Genomic DNA, 17,612 nt, shown 5'->3' with positions numbered 1-17,612 from the left:
ATGGTGACGACCCATTATGGCCACGGGCTGCCGGCACTTGCTTTCGCGGCTGAGGTCGTGGACGACTTCAGGAATCTGTGGGACATCGGCCCGACCGCCCCGGTGTTCTGGCTGTGGAACGCGGGGCCGTTCCTGGCCGCAATGGATTTCAAGCGTTCGGGCGAGGTGCACTGATATGCCCAGCCCGCTTCCCATCACCGACGCCATGATCGCGCGCGAATTCCGCCTGCAGCGCGTGCCGGGCTCGGCGGTCGACGCGATCACGAACCCGCTGATCCGCCGTTGCCTCACGCTCGGCGCAGAAGCGCGCGCCGCCCGTGAGGCATCCATCGAACCTTCCCCCTTCCGCGACGCGAAGTCCCGCGCCGCCAACGACAACGACTGACCCGCCACCAACCTTCGAAGGAGATTTCATGAGCGTCAGACCCATTACCGACACGCTGCGTCACATCGGCGGCGGTGTCTTCATCGACCAGGCGAGCGACAAGCTTGCCGAACTCGTCAACGCGGTCGACACCAGCGGCAAAGGTGGCGTCTTGACGATCACGATCGCCGTCAAGAAGGCGACCCGCGGCGGCGCAATGCACATCGGCGGAAAGATCACGATGAAGAAGCCGGCCGAGGAACCGATGGAAGCCATGTTGTTCGCGACGCCGGACGGCAACCTGATCGCGGACGATCCCCGTCAACAGAAGCTCGACCTGAAGCGCGTCGACGGCGCTTCAGACGCGCCGCCGTCGGAACTCAAGACGGCATAACCCCCTCCCTCCACCAAGGACTCTGCAGAAACCATGGACGACCTCAATCAGAACCTCGCCGAGACGCTCGCGCGCGAAATGAAGCAGCCGATCGAAATCGGCTCGAACACCTCGGCCGCGGTGCGCCGCCTCGCACTGCCGCCGGACTGGCAGCTCGTCGAGAAGGATGAATCGAAGATGCTGCCGAAGCCGCTGCGCAAGATCGCCCAGGTGCGCGTGCGCGACGTCGACAGCTTCATCGAATACGTGAAGCGTCACGGCTCGCTGACCGACTGCACGATCTGGTGCCTCGCCAACTACGTGGAGGGCAAGATCTCGTTCACGGGGATCATCAACGACCACGGCGCGGACGAGAATGCGCCGGCCTGGCGCGATCACCGCGCGCTGTTCTCGCCGGAGTTCAGCGAGGAGTGGCGCCGCTGGACGGGCGTCAATCGGAAGCAGATGAGCCAGACGGAATTCGCTGCGTTCATCGAGGACAACCTGAAGGACATCGCGAGCCCGGACGGTGCCGGGCTGCCGAGCGGCTCGGCGATGCTCGAAATGGCCCTGTCGTTCGAAGCGACGCAGGACATGCGGTTCAAGAGCGCGGTCCGTCTGTCGAACGGCGGCGTCAACCTGTCGTTCGTCCAGGACGACGACGCGCAGACGCTGCAGAAGATGTCCGTATTCGAGCGCTTCGCGATCGGCGTGCCGGTGTTCTGGAACGGCGACGCCTACCAGATCGACGCGCGCCTGCGCTACCGCGTGCGCGACGGCAAGCTCGCGTTCTGGTTCGAGCTAATCCGCGCCGACAAGGTGCTCGAGGCGGCCGCCACGACCATCGTCAACACGATCAAGGAAAAGACCGGGAATCCGTTCTTCTTCGGCACGCCGTTCGCCGGCGAATAAACCTCCCTACGCGGCGGCCGCGCGCCGCCGCGCCACCGGCTTCAACGGTGGGTGCTCGGAGTGACGGGTGGGCGCCGTCACAACGCCAACACGTACTGCAGCGCGGCGATTTCATGCAACCAGCTGCCACATGCTAGCCGAGCGCCCACCGATGTAGTTGGTCGATTTGAGTACAACCAGGAGAAACCATGCAGATCCAGATTCCTCCCCTCGCCGAAGGCGAGATCTACCTGTGCGGCATCGTCAATGCGCATGGCGACGTCGTGCACACCGTCCTGCTGCCCGGCGAGAACAATCGCGCGCCGTGGCAAGCGCAGATGGAATGGGCCAAGTCGCGCGGCGGTGACCTGCCGACGCGCGTCGAGCAGGCGCTTCTGTTCGCGAATTGCCGCGATGCATTCGAGCGCGACTGGTACTGGAGCAATGAAGCCGATGGTGATCGCTGGGCCTGGTGTCAGGACTTCGACTCCGGCGGCCAGGGCAGCGACCTTCAGGACGACGAGCTGCGCGCCCGGGCCGTCCGCAGATTGCCGATTTAACCCTTCATCCATTCACAACGGAGCGTCGCAATGACGATCACGCTTGAATCGATTCAGGCCGAGCATACGCGCATCGGAGCCCTGATCGAGGAGTTCAAGAAGCAGCCGCGCGCGACCGAGTATCGCGTCGACGCGGTCACGATCCCGCTCGCCGCCGGCGAGCGCTGCGCCGGCCCGATCCTCGACGAGGACGGCGCGCTGAGCCACTACCTGATCCTGCTGCCCGGCGAAGCCGAGAGCATGACGTGGGACCAGGCGCGCGAATGGGCCGAGCAGCAAGGTGGCGAACTCCCCTCGCGCCGCGAGCAGTCGCTGCTCTTTACGAACCTGCAGGGCGAGTTCGAATCGGCCTGGTACTGGTCAGGCGAGCAGCACGAAGAGGAATCCGGCTGGGCCTGGTGTCAGGACTTCTACGGCGGCGACCAGAACGGCGGCCATCAGGACTTCAAGCTGCGCGCCCGGGCCGTCCGCAGATTCATTCCTTCAGTAATTTGACCATTTAGACCATCGTGGCCCTGCATACCCAACTTCCGATTTACCGTGCCGCCGAAGGCCTGCTGGATGTTGTGACGGACGTCGTCACGAACATGCAGCGGGACTTCAAGCGGTCGGTCGGCGAGAAGATCAGCGCCGAGTGCATCGAGATCATCGTGCTGGTGTATCGCGCGAACGTGGCGGCCGACAAGTCGCCGCACCTCGGCGAACTCATCGAGCGGCTGCAGGTGATCAACCTGCTGCTGCGGCTCGGCTTCAACAAGCGAAAGGTCGACAAGGGCGCGTACGCGCGCGCTGTCGAGCTGACGACGAGCATCGGGAAGCAGGCCAACGCATGGAAGAAGTCCGCAGGTAATCGCCCGCTCCAGGGAGGTCACGGCTTCCATGGCTGAGCGATCTTTCAATCTGGTCGTGCCGCTGCCCCACAAGGGCACCGCCATGCGCAATGAGGAAACGCGCCGCCAGCGTGCGGCGGCGTCCAGCGCAGTTTCCCGGCTGAGCAATCGGCCGGGCGACGTAGATAGCACGATTTCTCCGGCTGGGCCTGGTATCAGAACTTCAACAACGGCAACCAGAACAACAACCAACAGAACAACAAGCTGCGCGCCCGGGCCGTCCGCAGATTGGAATGATGGATTCGCGTTCGCCGAGCTGGTCGAGGCCTACCTCGACTGCCGGCGCACGAAGCGCAACACCCCGGCGGCGCTCGCGTTCGAGGTCGACCTCGAGCACAACCTGCGCCGCCTGTACGACGAGCTGGCCGATGGCACCTATCATCCCGGACGCTCGATCTGCTTCGTCATCACGCGCCCGAAGCCGCGCGAGGTTTGGGCGGCGGAGTTCCGCGACCGTGTCGTGCACCACCTGCTGTACAACCGCATCGGCCCGCGTTTCGAGCGCGCCTTCATCGCTGACACGTTCGCATGCATCAAGGGGCGCGGCACGCTGCGCGCTGCCGAGCGCCTCGAATCGAAGATCCGCTCGATCACGCAGAACTGGTCGCGGCCGGCGTACTACCTGAAGTGCGATCTCGCGAACTTCTTCGTCAGCATCGACAAGCCGGTTCTGCTCGATCTGCTGCTCCCGAAGATCCGCGAGCCATTCTGGCGCACGCTGACCGAGCTCGTGCTCATGCACGACCCGCGCACCGACTACATCTACCGCGGCGATCCCGCGCTTCTCGAGCGCGTGCCGCTGCACAAGCGCCTGGTCGAGCAGCCGTCGCGCCTCGGCCTGCCGATCGGCAACCTGTCGAGCCAGTTCTTCGCGAACGTCTACCTCGACGTGCTCGACCAGCGCGCGAAGCATCTGCTCGGCGCAAGGCACTACATCCGCTACGTCGACGACTTCGTGTTCCTACACGAATCGCCGGCGAGACTGAACGAGATCCTCGCCGACGTGACGGCATTCCTGCCCGCCCGGCTCGGCGCCCGAATCAATCCGCGCAAGACGATCTTGCAGCCCATCGACCGCGGAGTCGACTTCGTCGGCCAGGTCATCAAGCCCTGGCGCCGCGAGACGCGGAAGCGAACGCGCAATGAAGCATTGCGCCGTGTCGCAGAAACGCCAACGCACGACCTGATGCCAGTCGCCAATTCGTATTTCGGCCTGCTGCGCCAGGCAACTGCGAGCCATCACGATCGTGCCCGGGTCGCGAACCTCCTGAGATCTCTTGGGAAGGCCGTCGATCGCAATCTCACGAAGACCTTCTGAGGACCACACCATGACCACCGACAACGAAAAAGGCCCGCTCAACCAAATGGAGAGCGGGCAAGAAAAAAGATCAGCATCCGAGGCACGAGCGCTGTCCGAAATAGTTAACGGCACGCCGAGCGAGAACCTTTGCCGACGTGGGAGCCCCGCTACCGAACAGGCGAGCGAAACAACAGCGCAGCAGCCGCGCACGTACACCACGCAACCCGCCGAGTCCGTCATGGGCATCGCGTTGCGCCAGTGCGGCAACGAAATGGAGTGGCGGCACATCCTCGCATGCAATCCGGAATTCGCTCGAATGCTACCGCACGAGTATTTCCCAGTCGGCACGGTCCTGAATCTGCCGCCGCATCCGGCCGCCACATCCCGTGTCGAGCAGCCAGAAAAAAGCCCCGCTCCCGAGGGAGGGAGCGAGGCAAGAGGCCGGTGGATACAAGCGAATTGCCCCACCGGCGACATTATTAAATCCCCATCTCCATCGAACAATAGGGAATTCCCGACTTCAATGTCCGAGAGCGATTGCGAGCATCGGATTGCTCTTGCGCCTTCGCAACCCGCAGCAGCGCCGCTCGACAAGCCGAGCGTCAACGACACCATCACGTTCAGCGGTGACTCGCTCACGCTGTCGGGCGCGCAGTTGCTCGAAGCACTCGACTTCATTGCGCCGGATCGCGATGCCGATCAGCTCGAAAGCGAAGTGACGATTCAGTACGGCGAAGGCTACACCGGCAAGGGGATGTATTGCTGGTGCACCGAATATCCGGAAGAAGGCGCGATCTTCATCGACGGATCGACGGCTGTTCCGGCCGCACCCGCACCCTCGCCGGCGGACGCTCGGGTCGGGCTGACGGACGAGCAGCGCGAGGCGATCCAACGGGCAATCGACTACGCGGACATGTCTGATCGAGATTCAGATGCAGAAGCGCTCCGCGCCCTTCTTACAACACCGCTGCCGGAGCCGCGCGCCGAGGTGACGGACTGGCAGCCGATCGAGACTGTGCCGAAGGACGGAACCGAGGTTGTGTTGCTGTTCGCCGATGAGGTCACGCTGCTTGGAAAGACACGTCCTCGCGTGCGCGCCGCAGCGTGGCTTGTCGACTGGACGATTCCTTATCTTCGCGACAATCCACCCACGCACTGGATGCCGCTGCCGGCCGCGCCTTTTGACGCCGCCCGCGCAGGAGAAGCATCATGACGCGCGCCGCCCGCAGCCCCGAAGCTCACCAGGTCCTCGCCGCTATGACCCATGGCGAGGTCTACTCGCCGTCTGATCTCGCCAAGCGCTTCGGCACGGTGGCTGCCACACTGCGGCCCGTGCTCGAGCAGATGGCCGACGACGGCACGGTGGTGCGCGTGCGCTCGCTACGAGTGCGCGATTGCAACTATCGCATCGCCGGCGAAGCACCGGCAGGCTCGCAGCCGGAAAAGTACGTCGGCATCCCCGCCGGCCGCCGCATGTACGACGTCATGTCCGGCACCCTCAACGGCTACGACGACGAGATCCGGCGACGCGCCGACCTTTGCATGATGGTGCGGCGATGAAGCAGATCGTCACCGCTGCAATGCTGCTGGCCGGAGAAACTACGTTCGAGGCCGCCGAGCGCATCGAGCGCGTTCGGGCCCGGCGGCGCAACTACCACGCACCCGTCGACAAGCTCGCCGAGCGCGAACGCCTGACAAAGTACTGGCGCGCTTGCATGCCCGACTGGCAGCCCGAACTGTGCCGTATCGCCCCGGCGTTCGCGTTCGTGCACGTCCAGTCCTTTCGCCCTGGCATGAATTTCGGCCATCTGAGCCTGCTGCCCGGCCACGTTCCGCCGCACGTCGCGTACCGCCAGCGGCTCCGCGCGGTCTTGCCGCGTCGCGCTGCTGCGCCGGCTCAGCTCGCCTTGTTCGAGGTATCAGCATGAAAGAGCGCCCGATCCTATTCAGCGGCCCGATGGTGCGCGCCATCCTCGAAGGCCGCAAGACGCAGACGCGGCGCATCGTGAAGCCTACCGGCGCGCATCACATCTTCCAGTTTCGCGGCAGAGAGGAAGCGCGCGGCACTGACGAACCGACCGGCGAATGGGCGTGGTGCCGCGCCGAACGCGTGATCAGCGAACATATCCGCTGCCCTTACGGCAAACCCGGCGATCGCCTGTGGGTGCGCGAGGCATTCCGCCTCACCAGTGATTTCGACGGAGATAGTCCGACACGCGTTGGCGAGCGTTGCCTGGACGCCGGATACCGGACGCCATGGGCGCCGGTGCGCTATGAAGTCGACGGCGCGGAACGGGACTGGCGATGGGTTGGCACTCCGCCGGGACACGAGGTAACAGCCGGCCGCGCTCGCGCTTCAATGCATATGCCTCGCTGGGCGTCGCGCATCACACTGGAAATCACGCGCGTGCACGCCGAGCGCCTGCAGGCCATCAGCGAGTCCGACGCGCGCGCCGAAGGCGTGACGATCGAAGAACACCACATGCGCGGCTACTGCGCCGGCGCCTGCCGGCCGCCAAGCATCCGCGCCTTCCATGACCTGTGGGACAGCCTCAACGCCGCGCGCGGCCACGGCTGGGATGCAAACCCCTGGGTGTGGGTCATTCAGTTCCGGAGGATTGATGGACCTGAAAAGCGGTAAGCGCGTCAGCGCAAAAGAAGCGGCAGCGATTCTCGGCGTGCCATATCAAAACATCAGTCGAATCGATCGAGCCTGCACCGTCATTCAGCGGTTCCGTCTAGGCCACAAAACGTACGTGTACGACCTCGATTCGCTATATCGATTCCTCGCATCATGCCAATCGAAACCATCACAAAAAATGGACGTAGGCGTTTCCGCTGGACGTTCGAGCGCGTCATTGAAGGCACGCGTATCCGAAAAACAAAGCTCATCCCTGCAGGACTTTCTGCGCGCGAGGCTGACGAGTTAGGCCGTCAATGGGACGCGGAGGTGTACGCCATCGCCACGGGCGCGCGAAAGCCGATCGTCACGATTGGCGAGTGCGTCCGGATCCACGTCACGGACAAGGGTTCCGAATGGAAGGACCGCAAGGGGCGCCTGCAGGTTCTGACAAAGTACGCGGCCGAGTACCAGGATCAGGACGCGCTCGAGCTGTACGACTGGTCGATTCGGTTCGCCGGTTTCATGCGGGCGAAGGTCGACCGACAAGGGCACCCCAAGAAACCGAGCTCCGACGGAACTATTCACAACACACTCGGCTATCTTCGCGCGGCGATCAAATATGCGCACAAGATTGGCAAGCTCGAGTACGACCAGACGGCAAAGATGGTCATCCCGAAGCAGAGCGATGAACGCCATGTCTATAAGGGTCGTCGCGAAATGTTGGAAATCGCGAAAGCTTGCTCACATCGACAAACGCGAGCCGCCATCCGAACCGCGTTTTACTCCGGGATGCGGATGAGCGAAATTCTGCGCGCGGTCCCGACCAAGGACGGGTTCTCTCTCGGCACGACGAAAAATGGTCGGCCGCGGCTAATTCCGATTCATCCACGGATCGCCGTTATTGCCCGGAGCGTGAAATTTAGCGAGCCGGCATGGAAGATCAAAGACGAGTGGATCAAGGCTCGACGGAAGTCGGGCCACCTGGGGGTGCGGTTTCACGACCTCCGCCATAGCGCCGCATCGGAAATGATCAACGCCGGAATCGACCTCTACACGGTCGCTGGGGTGCTGGGTCACAAAACGACGACGTCGACCAAGCGGTACGCTCACCTGGTGACCGATCGGCTCGCGGAAGCCGTCAAGAAGATCGGGCGATCCTAGCCCGGTTACAGGGATCGGGCAGAAAAACCCACACCCTCGGGCGTTTCGAGGCTCCGTTTGGAACATCGCGAAACGCCAGAAACCCTTGTGGCGGAAGGCAGCAGGAGTCGAACCTACCCGGGAGTGTCCGACACCCCCAACTGGATTTGAAGTCCAGCCGTACCACCGGATACGAATGCCTTCCGTGGGAAAAAGAAACCGAAGAACGACGAGCGCCTACGCCTGAATACCCGCCCAACCGCTGTCAGGCCGCAGGTAGTGAAGATCGCGGTGGAAGCGAGTATACCCAACCCGATCGAAGAACTCGAGAATCTGGATCGCGCGCTTGCGACCGAGCCCCGTCGCGTCGCGGAACGTCGCCGCATCGAGCCCGCCGCGCGACGGCGCGAGATGCGCAACCAGTTCCGCCAGCTCGCGCGCGACGTCCGCATGATAGAACAGGTCGCGCACGACCTGCTGCACGTCGCCGCGCCGTGCGAGCTTGCGCAGCAGCGCGCGCACCGCGTCCTCGGCCGTGCCCGTATCGCGTGCCAGGTCGCGCACCCACGGCGGATCGAAGCGCCCCGCGTGAATCAGCGGCAGCAGTTGCCGCGCCAGCGCTTCCTCGCGCGGATCGAGACTCACCGAATGCGACGGCAGATGCAACCACGGCCCGCTGCGCACGACTTCGCCGCCGGACACCAGCGCGTCGACGAGCGCGCGCCACAGCGCATCGCCAGCGAGCGGCGCGGCCATCCGCCGCAAGCGTGCGGCGTCGAGCCCCTGCTCGTCGGGCATGCGCTCGTGATACGCATGCAGCGTATCGACCGCCCGCGTCTGCAACGCACGCCAGTGCGCATGCGAAATCACCGCGCCTTCGTTCGACGCGGCATCGCGTTGCCCGATCGCCAGCGCATCGCCGGGCAACGCCAGCACATTCGGCGCGAACCCCGTCAGATGCGTGAGCGTCGCGCGCGCAATGCCGAGCGGGGCCTGCGCGAGCAACGCATCGACGCGCCCTTCGTCGAGCCACGCCGCGAGCGCATCGAGCCACGCGCGACGCGCGGGCGTGCGGCGCTTGCGGGCCGGCCCGAACGGATCGAGCACCCGGCCGCCGCCGACGGTGCGCGTCGCCTGCGGATTGCGGACGATGAAGCGGTCGCCCGGCAGCGCGAACACCGGCTCGTCGAACACCAGTTGCACGCGCATCCGCTGGCCGGCCGCGAGCGTGTCGCCGTCGAGCAGCGCGACGTGGGCCACACGATGCAGCGTGCCGAGATGCACATGCAACGGCGCCCAGTGGGTCAGCGTCAGCCCCGCGTCCGCGAGCAACGTCAGCTCGACGTCCAGGCGCGGCGACGTCGCGACGAGCCGCGCGTCGGCGACGGTGTCGCCACGCTCGACGTCGGCCTTGTCGACGCCGGCCAGGTTCAGCGCGCAACGCTCGCCCGCGCGGCCGGCCTCGACCGGCCGGTTCTGCGCATGAATGCTGCGCACGCGGGCCGCGCCGCCCGTGCGCACGATCGCGAGCGTGTCGCCCGTCGCGACGCGGCCCGCGAACGCGGTACCCGTCACGACGGTGCCCTGCCCGGCAAGCGTAAACACGCGATCGACCGCGAGCCGGAACAGCCCGTCGTCGCGACGCGCGCGCCATGCGATCGCCGCGTCGGCGAGGTGCTGCTTCAACGCGGCGACGCCCGGATCGTCTGCAACGGTCGCACGCGTTTCGACAATCGGCACGCCGGCCAGCGTCGAGTCGTGCAGCCACGCGGCGATCTCGTCGCGCACCTCGGCGACGCGCGCGGCATCGACGCGATCGCATTTCGTCAGCGCGACGGCGCCATGCGTGACGCCGAGCAGTTGCAGGATCGCGAGATGCTCGCGCGTCTGCGGCATCACGCCGTCGTCGGCGGCAATCACGAGCAGCGCGAAGTCGATCCCGCACGCGCCGGCCGCCATCGTGTGAATCAGTTTTTCGTGGCCCGGCACGTCGATCAGGCCGAGCACGTCGCCGTTGTCGAGCGGCGTATACGCATAGCCGAGCTCGATCGAGATGCCGCGCGCCTTCTCTTCCTTCAGGCGATCGGTGTCGACGCCCGTCAGCGCGCGCACGAGCGTGGTCTTGCCGTGGTCGATGTGCCCCGCGGTCCCGACGATCATGCGGCGGGCCCCGCGAGCGGCACGCATTGCGCGACGAACGCCGCTTCGTCGGCCGCTTCGAGGCAGCGCAGGTCGAGCCGCAACGCGTTGTCGGCGATGCGGCCGATCACCGGGCGCGGCCATTCGCGCAGCCGCTTCTCGAGCTGCGCGAGCGCGCGACCGTTGCGCTTGCCGTCCGCCGAGCGCACCACGAGCCCCGCGCTCGGCAACTGGTCGACCGGCAGCGCGCCGCTGCCGATCTGGCTGAACATCGGCTCGACGCTCACGTCGAAACCGCTGCCGAACGCAGCCTGCAACGCCGGGCGCACGCGTTCGGCCGCCTCGGCGATCTCGCGCTGCGGACGCGTCAGCAGGCGCAGGGTCGTGAGCCGGTCGCGCAGGAATTCGGGCGACTGATACAGGCGCAGCACCGGTTCGAGCGCCGCGAGCGTCAGCTTGCCGACGCGCAGCGCGCGCTTGAGCGGATGCTTCTTGATCTTCGCGATGAGCGCACGATCGCCGACGATCAGGCCGGCCTGCGGGCCACCGAGCAGCTTGTCGCCGCTGAACGTGACAACGTTTGCGCCGGCGGCGACGGTTTCCTGCACGGTGGTCTCGTGCGGCAGGCCCCATTGAGACAGGTCGGCCAGCGTGCCGCTACCGAGATCGACGGCGACCGGCACGCCGTGCTCGCGCGCGAGCGGCGCGAGTTCGGCGAGCGTCGCCTCCTTCGTGAAGCCGCTGATCGCGTAGTTGCTGCAGTGCACCTTCATCAGCAGCGCCGTGCGCGGGCCGATCGCATTCGCGTAGTCGCGCAGATGCGTGCGGTTGGTCGTGCCGACCTCGCGCAGCTTCGCGCCGGCGCGGCTCATGATGTCGGGAATGCGGAATGCCCCGCCGATCTCGACCAGTTCGCCGCGCGATACGACGACTTCCCGTTTCGTCGCGAGCGCCGACAGCGTCAGCAGCACGGCCGCCGCATTGTTGTTGACGACGGTCGCCGCTTCCGCGCCCGTCAGTTCGCACAGCAGAGCGTCGATCAGGTCGTCGCGATCGCCGCGGCGACCGGTGGCGAGATCGAACTCGAGATTGACGGGCCGCGTGAGCACGTCGACGACCGCGCGCACCGCCTCGTCGGGCAGCAGCGCGCGCCCGAGGTTCGTGTGCAGCACGGTGCCGGTCAGGTTGAACACGGCGCGCACCGCGCCCGCGCTCTGCGCGGCCAACGTATGCGAGACGGCAGCGGCGATGCGCGGCTCGTCGAGCGGCTCGGCCGCGGCGGGATCATGCTGCGCGGCCGTGCGCCAGCGTTCCAGTTCGGCCCGCACGGCATTCAGCACGCGCGTGCGGCCATAGTCGGCGACGAGCGGCTGCAGCGGCGCCGACGACAGCACGCGCTCGACCGACGGCACACGCGCCAGCACGGCATTCAGTTCATTCACACCCGGTTCGGTCACGTCGTTATCGCTCCAGTCTCATGCTTCGCAGTCGGCCGGGCCGACGCTCGCGCACCGCCCAGGCCCGTAGCGTCAGTCCGCTTCCCGCGACACGTCCGGCCACAGCAACGGGTTCGGCGAACTGCGCTGGTAGCCAGCCTCGTTCATCAGCAGGTCGAGCGTGAGGCTCGCGAGATCGTCCGCCAGCGGCTCGAACTCGTAGTCCTTCTCCTGATAGCCGATCTTGCGATAGGTCTTGCATTCGTCGCACGATTCGGCCTTGACGGCTTCGCTGCCGCCTTCGATCCCGTGATACGCGATGCCCTTCGTCGAATCGCAGTGCGAGCACTTGGTGCGCACCATGTGCCACTCGGTCGTGCACAGCCCGCATTGCAGGAAACGGTAGCCCTGATACTGGCCGCCGACCCGCACGACGCTCGCGACCGGATGCGTGCCGCACACCGGGCACAGCCCCGGCTGGTCGAGATACGGAACGTCGGTCGGCGTCACGCGGCTCGCGAGGTCCGTCCACACGACCTGCAGCGCGGCCATCAGGAACGGCGCGGTGGCCGGGTCGACCTCGGCGAAGCGCAGCGCGAGGATCGCGTCGGCTTGCGCGTCGAGTTCGGCCGGCGCCATCAGGCGCAACCGGTCGAGCAGCTTCGCCAACTGCGGATTGACGAGCCCGGCGCTTTCGACGCGGTCGAGCAGTTCATACAGCACGGCGCGCCAGCGCGAATCGCGCTCGCCGTCGAGCGCCGGCACGAGCGGCATCGAATGTTCCTGGGCGCGTGCGATTGCTTCCTTCGACGGCAGCGGCAACTCCAGCGTCTGCAGCGTCGCGTGCTGCGCCTCGGCGACGGTGGCCATCAGCCGCAGGTAGCCGCTGATCGGGTTCAGGTCGGCCAGCTTGCGCAGCCGCGCGGCGCGCGCCGCGAACGCGGTCGCGCGCTCCGGCAGGCGAAAGCGCGGAATGGCCGAATGATCGAGTGCCGAGATCTCGGTCGGCTCCAGAATGCGTTGTGTCACGAAAATATCTTCCAAAAAAACAAGCGCCGACGAATCGGCGCTTTCGGGCGATTCCTGCGGTTGGCAGAACGATACGCCGCAATCGGCGTACCGCCCCGCGCCGCTGCGTTACTTCACGCTTTCACGGAACCACTTCGGGTGATGCTTGCGGGCCCAGCCCAGCGTGACGGTGCCGCGCACCATCGCGCCGATCGAACCCTTCACCCACAACGCCGCGTAAATGTGCACGATGATGCTCGCGATCAGCACGAAGGCCGCCACGGCATGCACGACAGCGGCCGCGCGGATCACCCCGATCGGGAAGTAGAACGAGAAGTAGCGCCGCCAGATCACGATTCCCGACAGCAGGAGCAGCAGCAGGCACGCCACCAGCGTGAAGAATAGCAGCTTCTGCCCGGCGTTATAGCGCCCGACCGGTGGCAGCTTGTCTTCCTGGTTGGTCAGCACGTCGCCGATCTGCTTGAGCCACTGCCGGTCGTCCGCGTCGAGCGCATTGTGGTGCCAGAAGCGCACCACGAGAATCGCGAACGACACGAACATCACGAGGCCGACGAACGGGTGCAGAATCCGCGTCCACTGGCCGCCGCCGAACAGCGCGGTGAGCCAGAACATCGACGGATGGAACAGCGCGAGCCCGGACAACGCGAGCAGCACGAACGTGATCGCGGTGATCCAGTGGTTCGTGCGCTCGTTCGGCGTGTAGCGGACGATCAGGTTGGGGTCGTCGTGGTTCATTTCGCGTCCTCCTTGATGCGTCGCGCCTCGTCGCGGGCGGCGGCTTCCTCGTCTTCGGTGACCTCGTTCGGACCGACCCGCGTGTAGTGGAAGAACCCGGCCAGCGCGGTCAGCGCGAGGCCGGCGACCGCCAGCGGTTTGGCGATGCCCTTCCACAGCTTCACCATCGGGCTGATCGACGGGTTGTCGGGCAGGCCGTGATACAGCGACGGTTTGTCCGCGTGGTGCAGCACGTACATCACGTGCGTGCCGCCGATGCCCTGCGGGTCGTACAGCCCCGCATGCTCGAAGCCGCGCTCCTTCAGGTCCTCGATCCGCTCGGCCGCGTGCTGCTTCATGTCCTCCTTGGTGCCGAACACGATCGCGCCCGTCGGGCAGGTCTTCACGCAGGCCGGTTCCTGGCCGACCGCGACGCGGTCGGAACAGAGCGTGCACTTGTACGCGCGATGATCCTTCTTCGAGATCCGCGGCACGTTGAACGGGCAACCGGTCACGCAGTAGCCGCAACCGATGCAGTTCTCCTCGTGGAAGTCGACGATCCCGTTGTTGTACTGCACGATCGCGCCCGGCGACGGACACGCCTTCAGGCAGCCCGGATCCTCGCAGTGCATGCAGCCGTCCTTGCGGATCAGCCACTCGAGGTCGCCCGCCGGGTTCTCGTATTCGGAGAACCGCATGACCGTCCACGAATGCTCGGTCAGGTCGGCCGGGTTGTCGTACACGCCGACGTTGGTGCCGACTTCGTCGCGCAGGTCGTTCCACTCCATGCACGCCGTCTGGCATGCCTTGCAGCCGATGCACTTCGATACGTCGATCAGCTTCGCGACGCTCCCGGTCACCGGTTCGCGCACCGTGGGCGGTGGCGTCGTGGTGGCCGAGACCCGCTTGATATCCAGCGATTGCAATGCCATCTCTTTCCCCTTACGCCTTTTCGACCTTCACCAGGAACGACTTGAATTCCGGTGTATAGGAGTTGCCGTCGCCCACGGACGGAGTCAGGGTATTGGCGAGATAGCCGGGCTTCGTCAGACCCTTGAAGCCCCAGTGCAACGGGACGCCGACCGTCTGGACCTTCTTGCCGTCGATCGTCAGCGGCTTGATCCGCTTCGTGACGAGAGCGACCGCGACGATGTAGCCGCGCTTGGACGACACCTTCACGCGCTCGCCATGCGCGACGCCGACTTCCTTCGCGAGGTCTTCACCGATTTCGACGAATTGCTCGGGCTGGATGATCGAGTTCAGCCGCGCATGCTTGGTCCAGTAGTGGAAGTGCTCGGTCAGCCGGTACGTGGTCGCCACGTGCGGGAAATCCGCCACCTTGCCGAACGACGCGCGGTCGTCCGCGAACACGCGGGCGGCCGGGTTGTTCAGCGCCAGCGGGTTGTCCGGGTGCAGCGGGTTCGCGGCGAGCGGCGTCTCGAACGGCTCGTAGTGCTCGGGGAACGGACCTTCGTTCATCGCCGCACGCGCGAAGAAGCGCGCGACGCCTTCCGGGTTCATGATGAACGGATTCATCCCGTTCTCGGGCGGTTCGTCGGCCTTGAAGTCCGGCACGTCGGCGCCCTTCCACGCGCTGCCGTTCCAGCCGATCAGCTTGCGGGTCGGGTCGAACGGCTTGCCGGCAACGTCGCACGACGCGCGGTTGTACAGGATCCGCCGGTTCGCGGGCCACGCCCACGCCCAGTTCAGCGTCTGGCCGATGCCGGTCGGATCCGAGTTGTCGCGCCGCCCCATCTGGTTGCCGGCCTGCGTCCACGCGCCGCAGAAGATCCAGCAGCCGCTCGCGGTCGTGCCGTCGTCCTTCAGTTGCGCGAACGCGGCAAGCTGCTCGCCCTTCTTCACGAGCGTCTTCGCCGGGTCCTTCGGATCGGGCAAATCGGCGAGCGCTTTCCCGTTGAACTCCATCGCCAGTTCTTCGGGCGTCGGGCTTTCCGGGTTCGCGTACGGCCAGGTCAGGTTCACGATCGGGTCAGGGTACTTGCCGCCGTCCTTCTGGTACAGCTTGCGCATGCGCAGGAACAGCCCCGACATGATCTCCAGGTCGCTCCGCGCTTCGCCCGGCGGCTCCGCGCCCTTCCAGTGCCACTGCAGCACGCGGCTCGAACTCACGAGCGAACCGTTTTCCTCCGCGAAGCAGGTGGTCGGCAGACGGAACACCTCGGTCTGGATCTTCGACGCATCGACGTCGTTGTAGTCGCCGTGATGCTTCCAGAACTCGGAGGTCTCGGTCGCGAGCGGATCCATGATCACGAGCCACTTCAGCTTCGCGAGGCCCGCCGCCGTCTTCACCTTCGACGGCGCGGCCGCGAGCGGATTGAAGCCCTGGCAGATGTAGCCGTTCATCTTGCCGGCATTCATCAGCTCGATCGCCTGCAGCAGGTCGTACTGCTTGTCCAGCTTCGGCAGGTAGTCGTACGCCCAGTTGTTCTCGGCGGTGGCCGCGTCGCCCCACCACGACTTCATGAAGCTGACGTGGAACGCCTTGTAGTTCTTCCAGTAGCTGAGCTGGTTCGGCCGCAGCGGTTCCTGCGCGCGCTTCTTGATGTACGCGTCGAAATCCTGCTCGGCCTGCATCGGCAGCGTCATGTAGCCCGGCAGCAGGTTCGACATCAGCCCGAGGTCGGTCAGCCCCTGGATGTTCGAGTGGCCGCGCAGCGCGTTCATCCCGCCGCCGGCGATGCCGATGTTGCCGAGCAGCAGCTGCACCATCGCGCCGGTGCGGATGATCTGCGCGCCGATCGAGTGGTGCGTCCAGCCGAGCGCGTACAGCACCGTGCCGGCGCGGCCGGGAACGGCCGTGGTCGCGAGCATCTCGCACACCTTCAGGAACTTGTCCTTCGGCGTGCCGCAGACCTGCTGGACCTTGTCCGCCGTATAGCGCGCGTAGTGCTGCTTCAGCAGGTTGTAGACGCAGCGCGGATGCTGCAGCGTCGGGTCGACCTTCACGAAACCGTCGTCGCCGCGCTCGTAGTCCCAGCTCGACTTGTCCGGGTACGCGTGCTTCTCGGCGTCGTAGCCGGAATAGATGCCGTCGTTGAACGCGAAGTCCTCGCGCACGATGAACGAGAAGTCCGTGTAGTTCTTCACGTACTCATGCTGGATCTTGTCGTTCGTCAGCAGATAATTGATGACACCGCCCAGGAAGACGATGTCGGTGCCGGTGCGGATCGGCGCGTAGTAATCGGCCACCGAGGCCGTACGCGTGAAGCGCGGGTCGACGACGATCAGCCGCGCCTTGCGGTGCGCCTTCGCCTCCGTTACCCACTTGAAACCGCACGGATGGGCCTCGGCTGCATTGCCGCCCATCACGAGAATCACGTCCGCGTTCTTGATGTCGACCCAATGGTTCGTCATCGCTCCACGGCCAAACGTCGGGGCAAGACCTGCCACCGTCGGGCCATGTCAGACACGCGCCTGATTGTCGAATGCGAGCATCCCGAGACTGCGGATGGTCTTGTGCGTCAGGTAGCCGACCTCGTTGCTGCCCGCCGACGCGGCCAGCATGCCGGTCGTGAGCCAGCGGTTGACCTTCGCGCCGTCTTCGGCCATCTCGACGAAGTTCGCGTCGCGGTCGGCCTTCATCAGCTTCGCGATGCGGTCGAGCGCGTCGTTCCACGAGATGGGTTCCCACTTGTCCGAGCCGGGTGCACGATACTCGGGGTGCGTCAGGCGGTTCGGGCTGTGGATGAAGTCGATCAGGCTCGCGCCCTTCGGGCACAGCGTGCCGCGATTGACCGGATGGTCGGGATCGCCTTCGATGTGGATGATGCTCGGCTGTGCGTTCTTCGCGCCGTCTCCGAGGCTATACATCAGGATGCCGCAACCTACTGAACAATAAGGACAGGTGTTGCGCGTTTCGACGGTGCGCGCCAGTTTGTACTGTCGGACTTCGGCCAGCGCTTCGGACGGAGAAAAGCCCATCAGGGCAAGACTCGATCCGGCAAGCGACGTGGCCGTCACCTTCAGGAACTGGCGCCGGGACATTTGTAGCATGGCGGTCTCGGCGTTATTGTGGGGTGGGGTGCAACTGAAAGGAATTATAGACAGTTCAGGCAACTATGATCGAATCCTCGGATCAATACCGATTTGTCCGATTAACTTGCGATCCAACTGCGATGATCCGCGTTCCGCG

At 65.4% G+C, this 17,612-nt stretch carries 19 protein-coding genes and 1 tRNA gene; 13 read left to right on the top strand and 7 right to left on the bottom strand.

Features of this window, described 5'->3' with window-relative positions; all coding sequences use genetic code 11:
• The 13 genes from QZM72_RS21975 to QZM72_RS21915 all read left to right on the top strand — a co-directional run bounded on the left by QZM72_RS21975 (position 1) and on the right by QZM72_RS21915 (position 8,162).
• A complete protein-coding gene (locus tag QZM72_RS21975; RefSeq protein ID WP_301739178.1) occupies positions 1–174 on the top strand; it encodes a hypothetical protein in 174 nt (57 codons plus the stop codon).
• 1 nt (position 175) lies between these two features.
• Positions 176–385: a hypothetical protein gene (locus tag QZM72_RS21970; protein ID WP_301739177.1), complete on the top strand. Its 210-nt coding sequence runs from the start codon at positions 176–178 to the stop codon at positions 383–385.
• 28 nt (positions 386–413) lie between these two features.
• Positions 414–758, top strand: coding sequence for a hypothetical protein (locus QZM72_RS21965; protein WP_060163214.1), 345 nt, complete (start codon positions 414–416; stop codon positions 756–758).
• Between the two features lie 33 nt (positions 759–791).
• Positions 792–1,649 (top strand): DUF2303 family protein, encoded by an 858-nt coding sequence (locus QZM72_RS21960; RefSeq protein ID WP_176322496.1) that lies wholly within the window; start codon positions 792–794, stop codon positions 1,647–1,649.
• Between the two features lie 188 nt (positions 1,650–1,837).
• Entirely contained in the window at positions 1,838–2,188 is a 351-nt protein-coding gene (locus tag QZM72_RS21955; RefSeq protein WP_301739176.1) for a DUF1566 domain-containing protein, read from the top strand.
• 30 nt (positions 2,189–2,218) lie between these two features.
• The gene (locus QZM72_RS21950) at positions 2,219–2,683 is read left to right on the top strand and encodes a DUF1566 domain-containing protein (protein ID WP_301739175.1); all 465 of its coding nucleotides are present in this window, start codon (positions 2,219–2,221) and stop codon (positions 2,681–2,683) included.
• Positions 2,684–2,697: 14 nt separating this feature from the next.
• The gene (locus tag QZM72_RS21945) at positions 2,698–3,075 is read left to right on the top strand and encodes a four helix bundle protein (RefSeq protein ID WP_059704639.1); all 378 of its coding nucleotides are present in this window, start codon (positions 2,698–2,700) and stop codon (positions 3,073–3,075) included.
• Entirely contained in the window at positions 3,068–4,396 is a 1,329-nt protein-coding gene (locus QZM72_RS21940; RefSeq protein ID WP_366918787.1) for an RNA-directed DNA polymerase, read from the top strand. The genes QZM72_RS21945 and QZM72_RS21940 overlap by 8 nt, the downstream gene beginning before the upstream one ends.
• A 10-nt stretch (positions 4,397–4,406) precedes the next feature.
• Entirely contained in the window at positions 4,407–5,591 is a 1,185-nt protein-coding gene (locus tag QZM72_RS21935; RefSeq protein ID WP_301739174.1) for a hypothetical protein, read from the top strand.
• Positions 5,588–5,938: a hypothetical protein gene (locus tag QZM72_RS21930; RefSeq protein ID WP_226211416.1), complete on the top strand. Its 351-nt coding sequence runs from the start codon at positions 5,588–5,590 to the stop codon at positions 5,936–5,938. Before QZM72_RS21935 ends, QZM72_RS21930 begins: the two co-directional genes overlap by 4 nt.
• Positions 5,935–6,306 (top strand): hypothetical protein, encoded by a 372-nt coding sequence (locus QZM72_RS21925; protein ID WP_059496016.1) that lies wholly within the window; start codon positions 5,935–5,937, stop codon positions 6,304–6,306. Before QZM72_RS21930 ends, QZM72_RS21925 begins: the two co-directional genes overlap by 4 nt.
• Positions 6,303–7,019: a hypothetical protein gene (locus QZM72_RS21920; protein ID WP_301739173.1), complete on the top strand. Its 717-nt coding sequence runs from the start codon at positions 6,303–6,305 to the stop codon at positions 7,017–7,019. The genes QZM72_RS21925 and QZM72_RS21920 overlap by 4 nt, the downstream gene beginning before the upstream one ends.
• A gap of 153 nt (positions 7,020–7,172) precedes the next feature.
• The gene (locus QZM72_RS21915) at positions 7,173–8,162 is read left to right on the top strand and encodes a site-specific integrase (RefSeq protein ID WP_301739172.1); all 990 of its coding nucleotides are present in this window, start codon (positions 7,173–7,175) and stop codon (positions 8,160–8,162) included.
• A gap of 88 nt (positions 8,163–8,250) precedes the next feature.
• On the opposite strand, the gene QZM72_RS21910 is transcribed toward QZM72_RS21915, so the two are convergent.
• The 7 genes from QZM72_RS21910 to fdnG form a co-directional block, all read right to left on the bottom strand.
• Positions 8,251–8,346, bottom strand: a tRNA-Sec gene (locus QZM72_RS21910).
• A gap of 32 nt (positions 8,347–8,378) precedes the next feature.
• Positions 8,379–10,301 (bottom strand): selenocysteine-specific translation elongation factor, encoded by a 1,923-nt coding sequence (gene selB, locus QZM72_RS21905; RefSeq protein WP_089469403.1) that lies wholly within the window; start codon positions 10,299–10,301, stop codon positions 8,379–8,381.
• Complete coding sequence (selA, locus tag QZM72_RS21900; protein WP_089469402.1) at positions 10,298–11,737, bottom strand: L-seryl-tRNA(Sec) selenium transferase; 1,440 nt, start codon at positions 11,735–11,737, stop codon at positions 10,298–10,300. The genes selB and selA overlap by 4 nt, the downstream gene beginning before the upstream one ends.
• 72 nt (positions 11,738–11,809) lie before the next feature.
• Positions 11,810–12,745 (bottom strand): formate dehydrogenase accessory protein FdhE, encoded by a 936-nt coding sequence (fdhE, locus tag QZM72_RS21895; protein WP_179233486.1) that lies wholly within the window; start codon positions 12,743–12,745, stop codon positions 11,810–11,812.
• Positions 12,746–12,853: 108 nt separating this feature from the next.
• On the bottom strand, positions 12,854–13,480 hold the full coding sequence (locus QZM72_RS21890) for a formate dehydrogenase subunit gamma (RefSeq protein WP_027805740.1): 627 nt from the start codon (positions 13,478–13,480) through the stop codon (positions 12,854–12,856).
• Positions 13,477–14,391 (bottom strand): formate dehydrogenase subunit beta, encoded by a 915-nt coding sequence (gene fdxH / locus QZM72_RS21885; RefSeq protein WP_089469400.1) that lies wholly within the window; start codon positions 14,389–14,391, stop codon positions 13,477–13,479. Before fdxH ends, QZM72_RS21890 begins: the two co-directional genes overlap by 4 nt.
• Before the next feature lie 10 nt (positions 14,392–14,401).
• Positions 14,402–17,473: a formate dehydrogenase-N subunit alpha gene (fdnG, locus tag QZM72_RS21880; protein WP_301739171.1), complete on the bottom strand. Its 3,072-nt coding sequence runs from the start codon at positions 17,471–17,473 to the stop codon at positions 14,402–14,404.
• Between the last annotated feature and the right edge of the window lie 139 nt (positions 17,474–17,612).

Origin of the sequence: Burkholderia sp. AU45388, assembly GCF_030481585.1 — a bacterium.
Taxonomy (GTDB): Bacteria; Pseudomonadota; Gammaproteobacteria; order Burkholderiales; family Burkholderiaceae; genus Burkholderia; species Burkholderia sola.
Note: the sequence above shows the minus strand (reverse complement) of the source record. Positions and strands in the feature narration are given on the sequence as shown.

Excerpts from the sequence above, each read along its gene's own strand:
- QZM72_RS21975 (WP_301739178.1), top strand. The coding sequence starts at position 1 with ATGGTGACGACCCATTATGGCCACGGGCTGCCGGCACTTGCTTTCGCG.
- QZM72_RS21970 (WP_301739177.1), top strand. The coding sequence starts at position 176 with ATGCCCAGCCCGCTTCCCATCACCGACGCCATGATCGCGCGCGAATTC.
- QZM72_RS21965 (WP_060163214.1), top strand. The coding sequence starts at position 414 with ATGAGCGTCAGACCCATTACCGACACGCTGCGTCACATCGGCGGCGGT.
- QZM72_RS21960 (WP_176322496.1), top strand. The coding sequence starts at position 792 with ATGGACGACCTCAATCAGAACCTCGCCGAGACGCTCGCGCGCGAAATG.
- QZM72_RS21955 (WP_301739176.1), top strand. The coding sequence starts at position 1,838 with ATGCAGATCCAGATTCCTCCCCTCGCCGAAGGCGAGATCTACCTGTGC.
- QZM72_RS21950 (WP_301739175.1), top strand. The coding sequence starts at position 2,219 with ATGACGATCACGCTTGAATCGATTCAGGCCGAGCATACGCGCATCGGA.
- QZM72_RS21940 (WP_366918787.1), top strand. The coding sequence starts at position 3,068 with ATGGCTGAGCGATCTTTCAATCTGGTCGTGCCGCTGCCCCACAAGGGC.
- QZM72_RS21935 (WP_301739174.1), top strand. The coding sequence starts at position 4,407 with ATGACCACCGACAACGAAAAAGGCCCGCTCAACCAAATGGAGAGCGGG.
- QZM72_RS21930 (WP_226211416.1), top strand. The coding sequence starts at position 5,588 with ATGACGCGCGCCGCCCGCAGCCCCGAAGCTCACCAGGTCCTCGCCGCT.
- QZM72_RS21925 (WP_059496016.1), top strand. The coding sequence starts at position 5,935 with ATGAAGCAGATCGTCACCGCTGCAATGCTGCTGGCCGGAGAAACTACG.
- QZM72_RS21920 (WP_301739173.1), top strand. The coding sequence starts at position 6,303 with ATGAAAGAGCGCCCGATCCTATTCAGCGGCCCGATGGTGCGCGCCATC.
- QZM72_RS21915 (WP_301739172.1), top strand. The coding sequence starts at position 7,173 with ATGCCAATCGAAACCATCACAAAAAATGGACGTAGGCGTTTCCGCTGG.
- selB (WP_089469403.1), bottom strand. The coding sequence starts at position 10,301 with ATGATCGTCGGGACCGCGGGGCACATCGACCACGGCAAGACCACGCTC.
- QZM72_RS21890 (WP_027805740.1), bottom strand. The coding sequence starts at position 13,480 with ATGAACCACGACGACCCCAACCTGATCGTCCGCTACACGCCGAACGAG.
- fdxH (WP_089469400.1), bottom strand. The coding sequence starts at position 14,391 with ATGGCATTGCAATCGCTGGATATCAAGCGGGTCTCGGCCACCACGACG.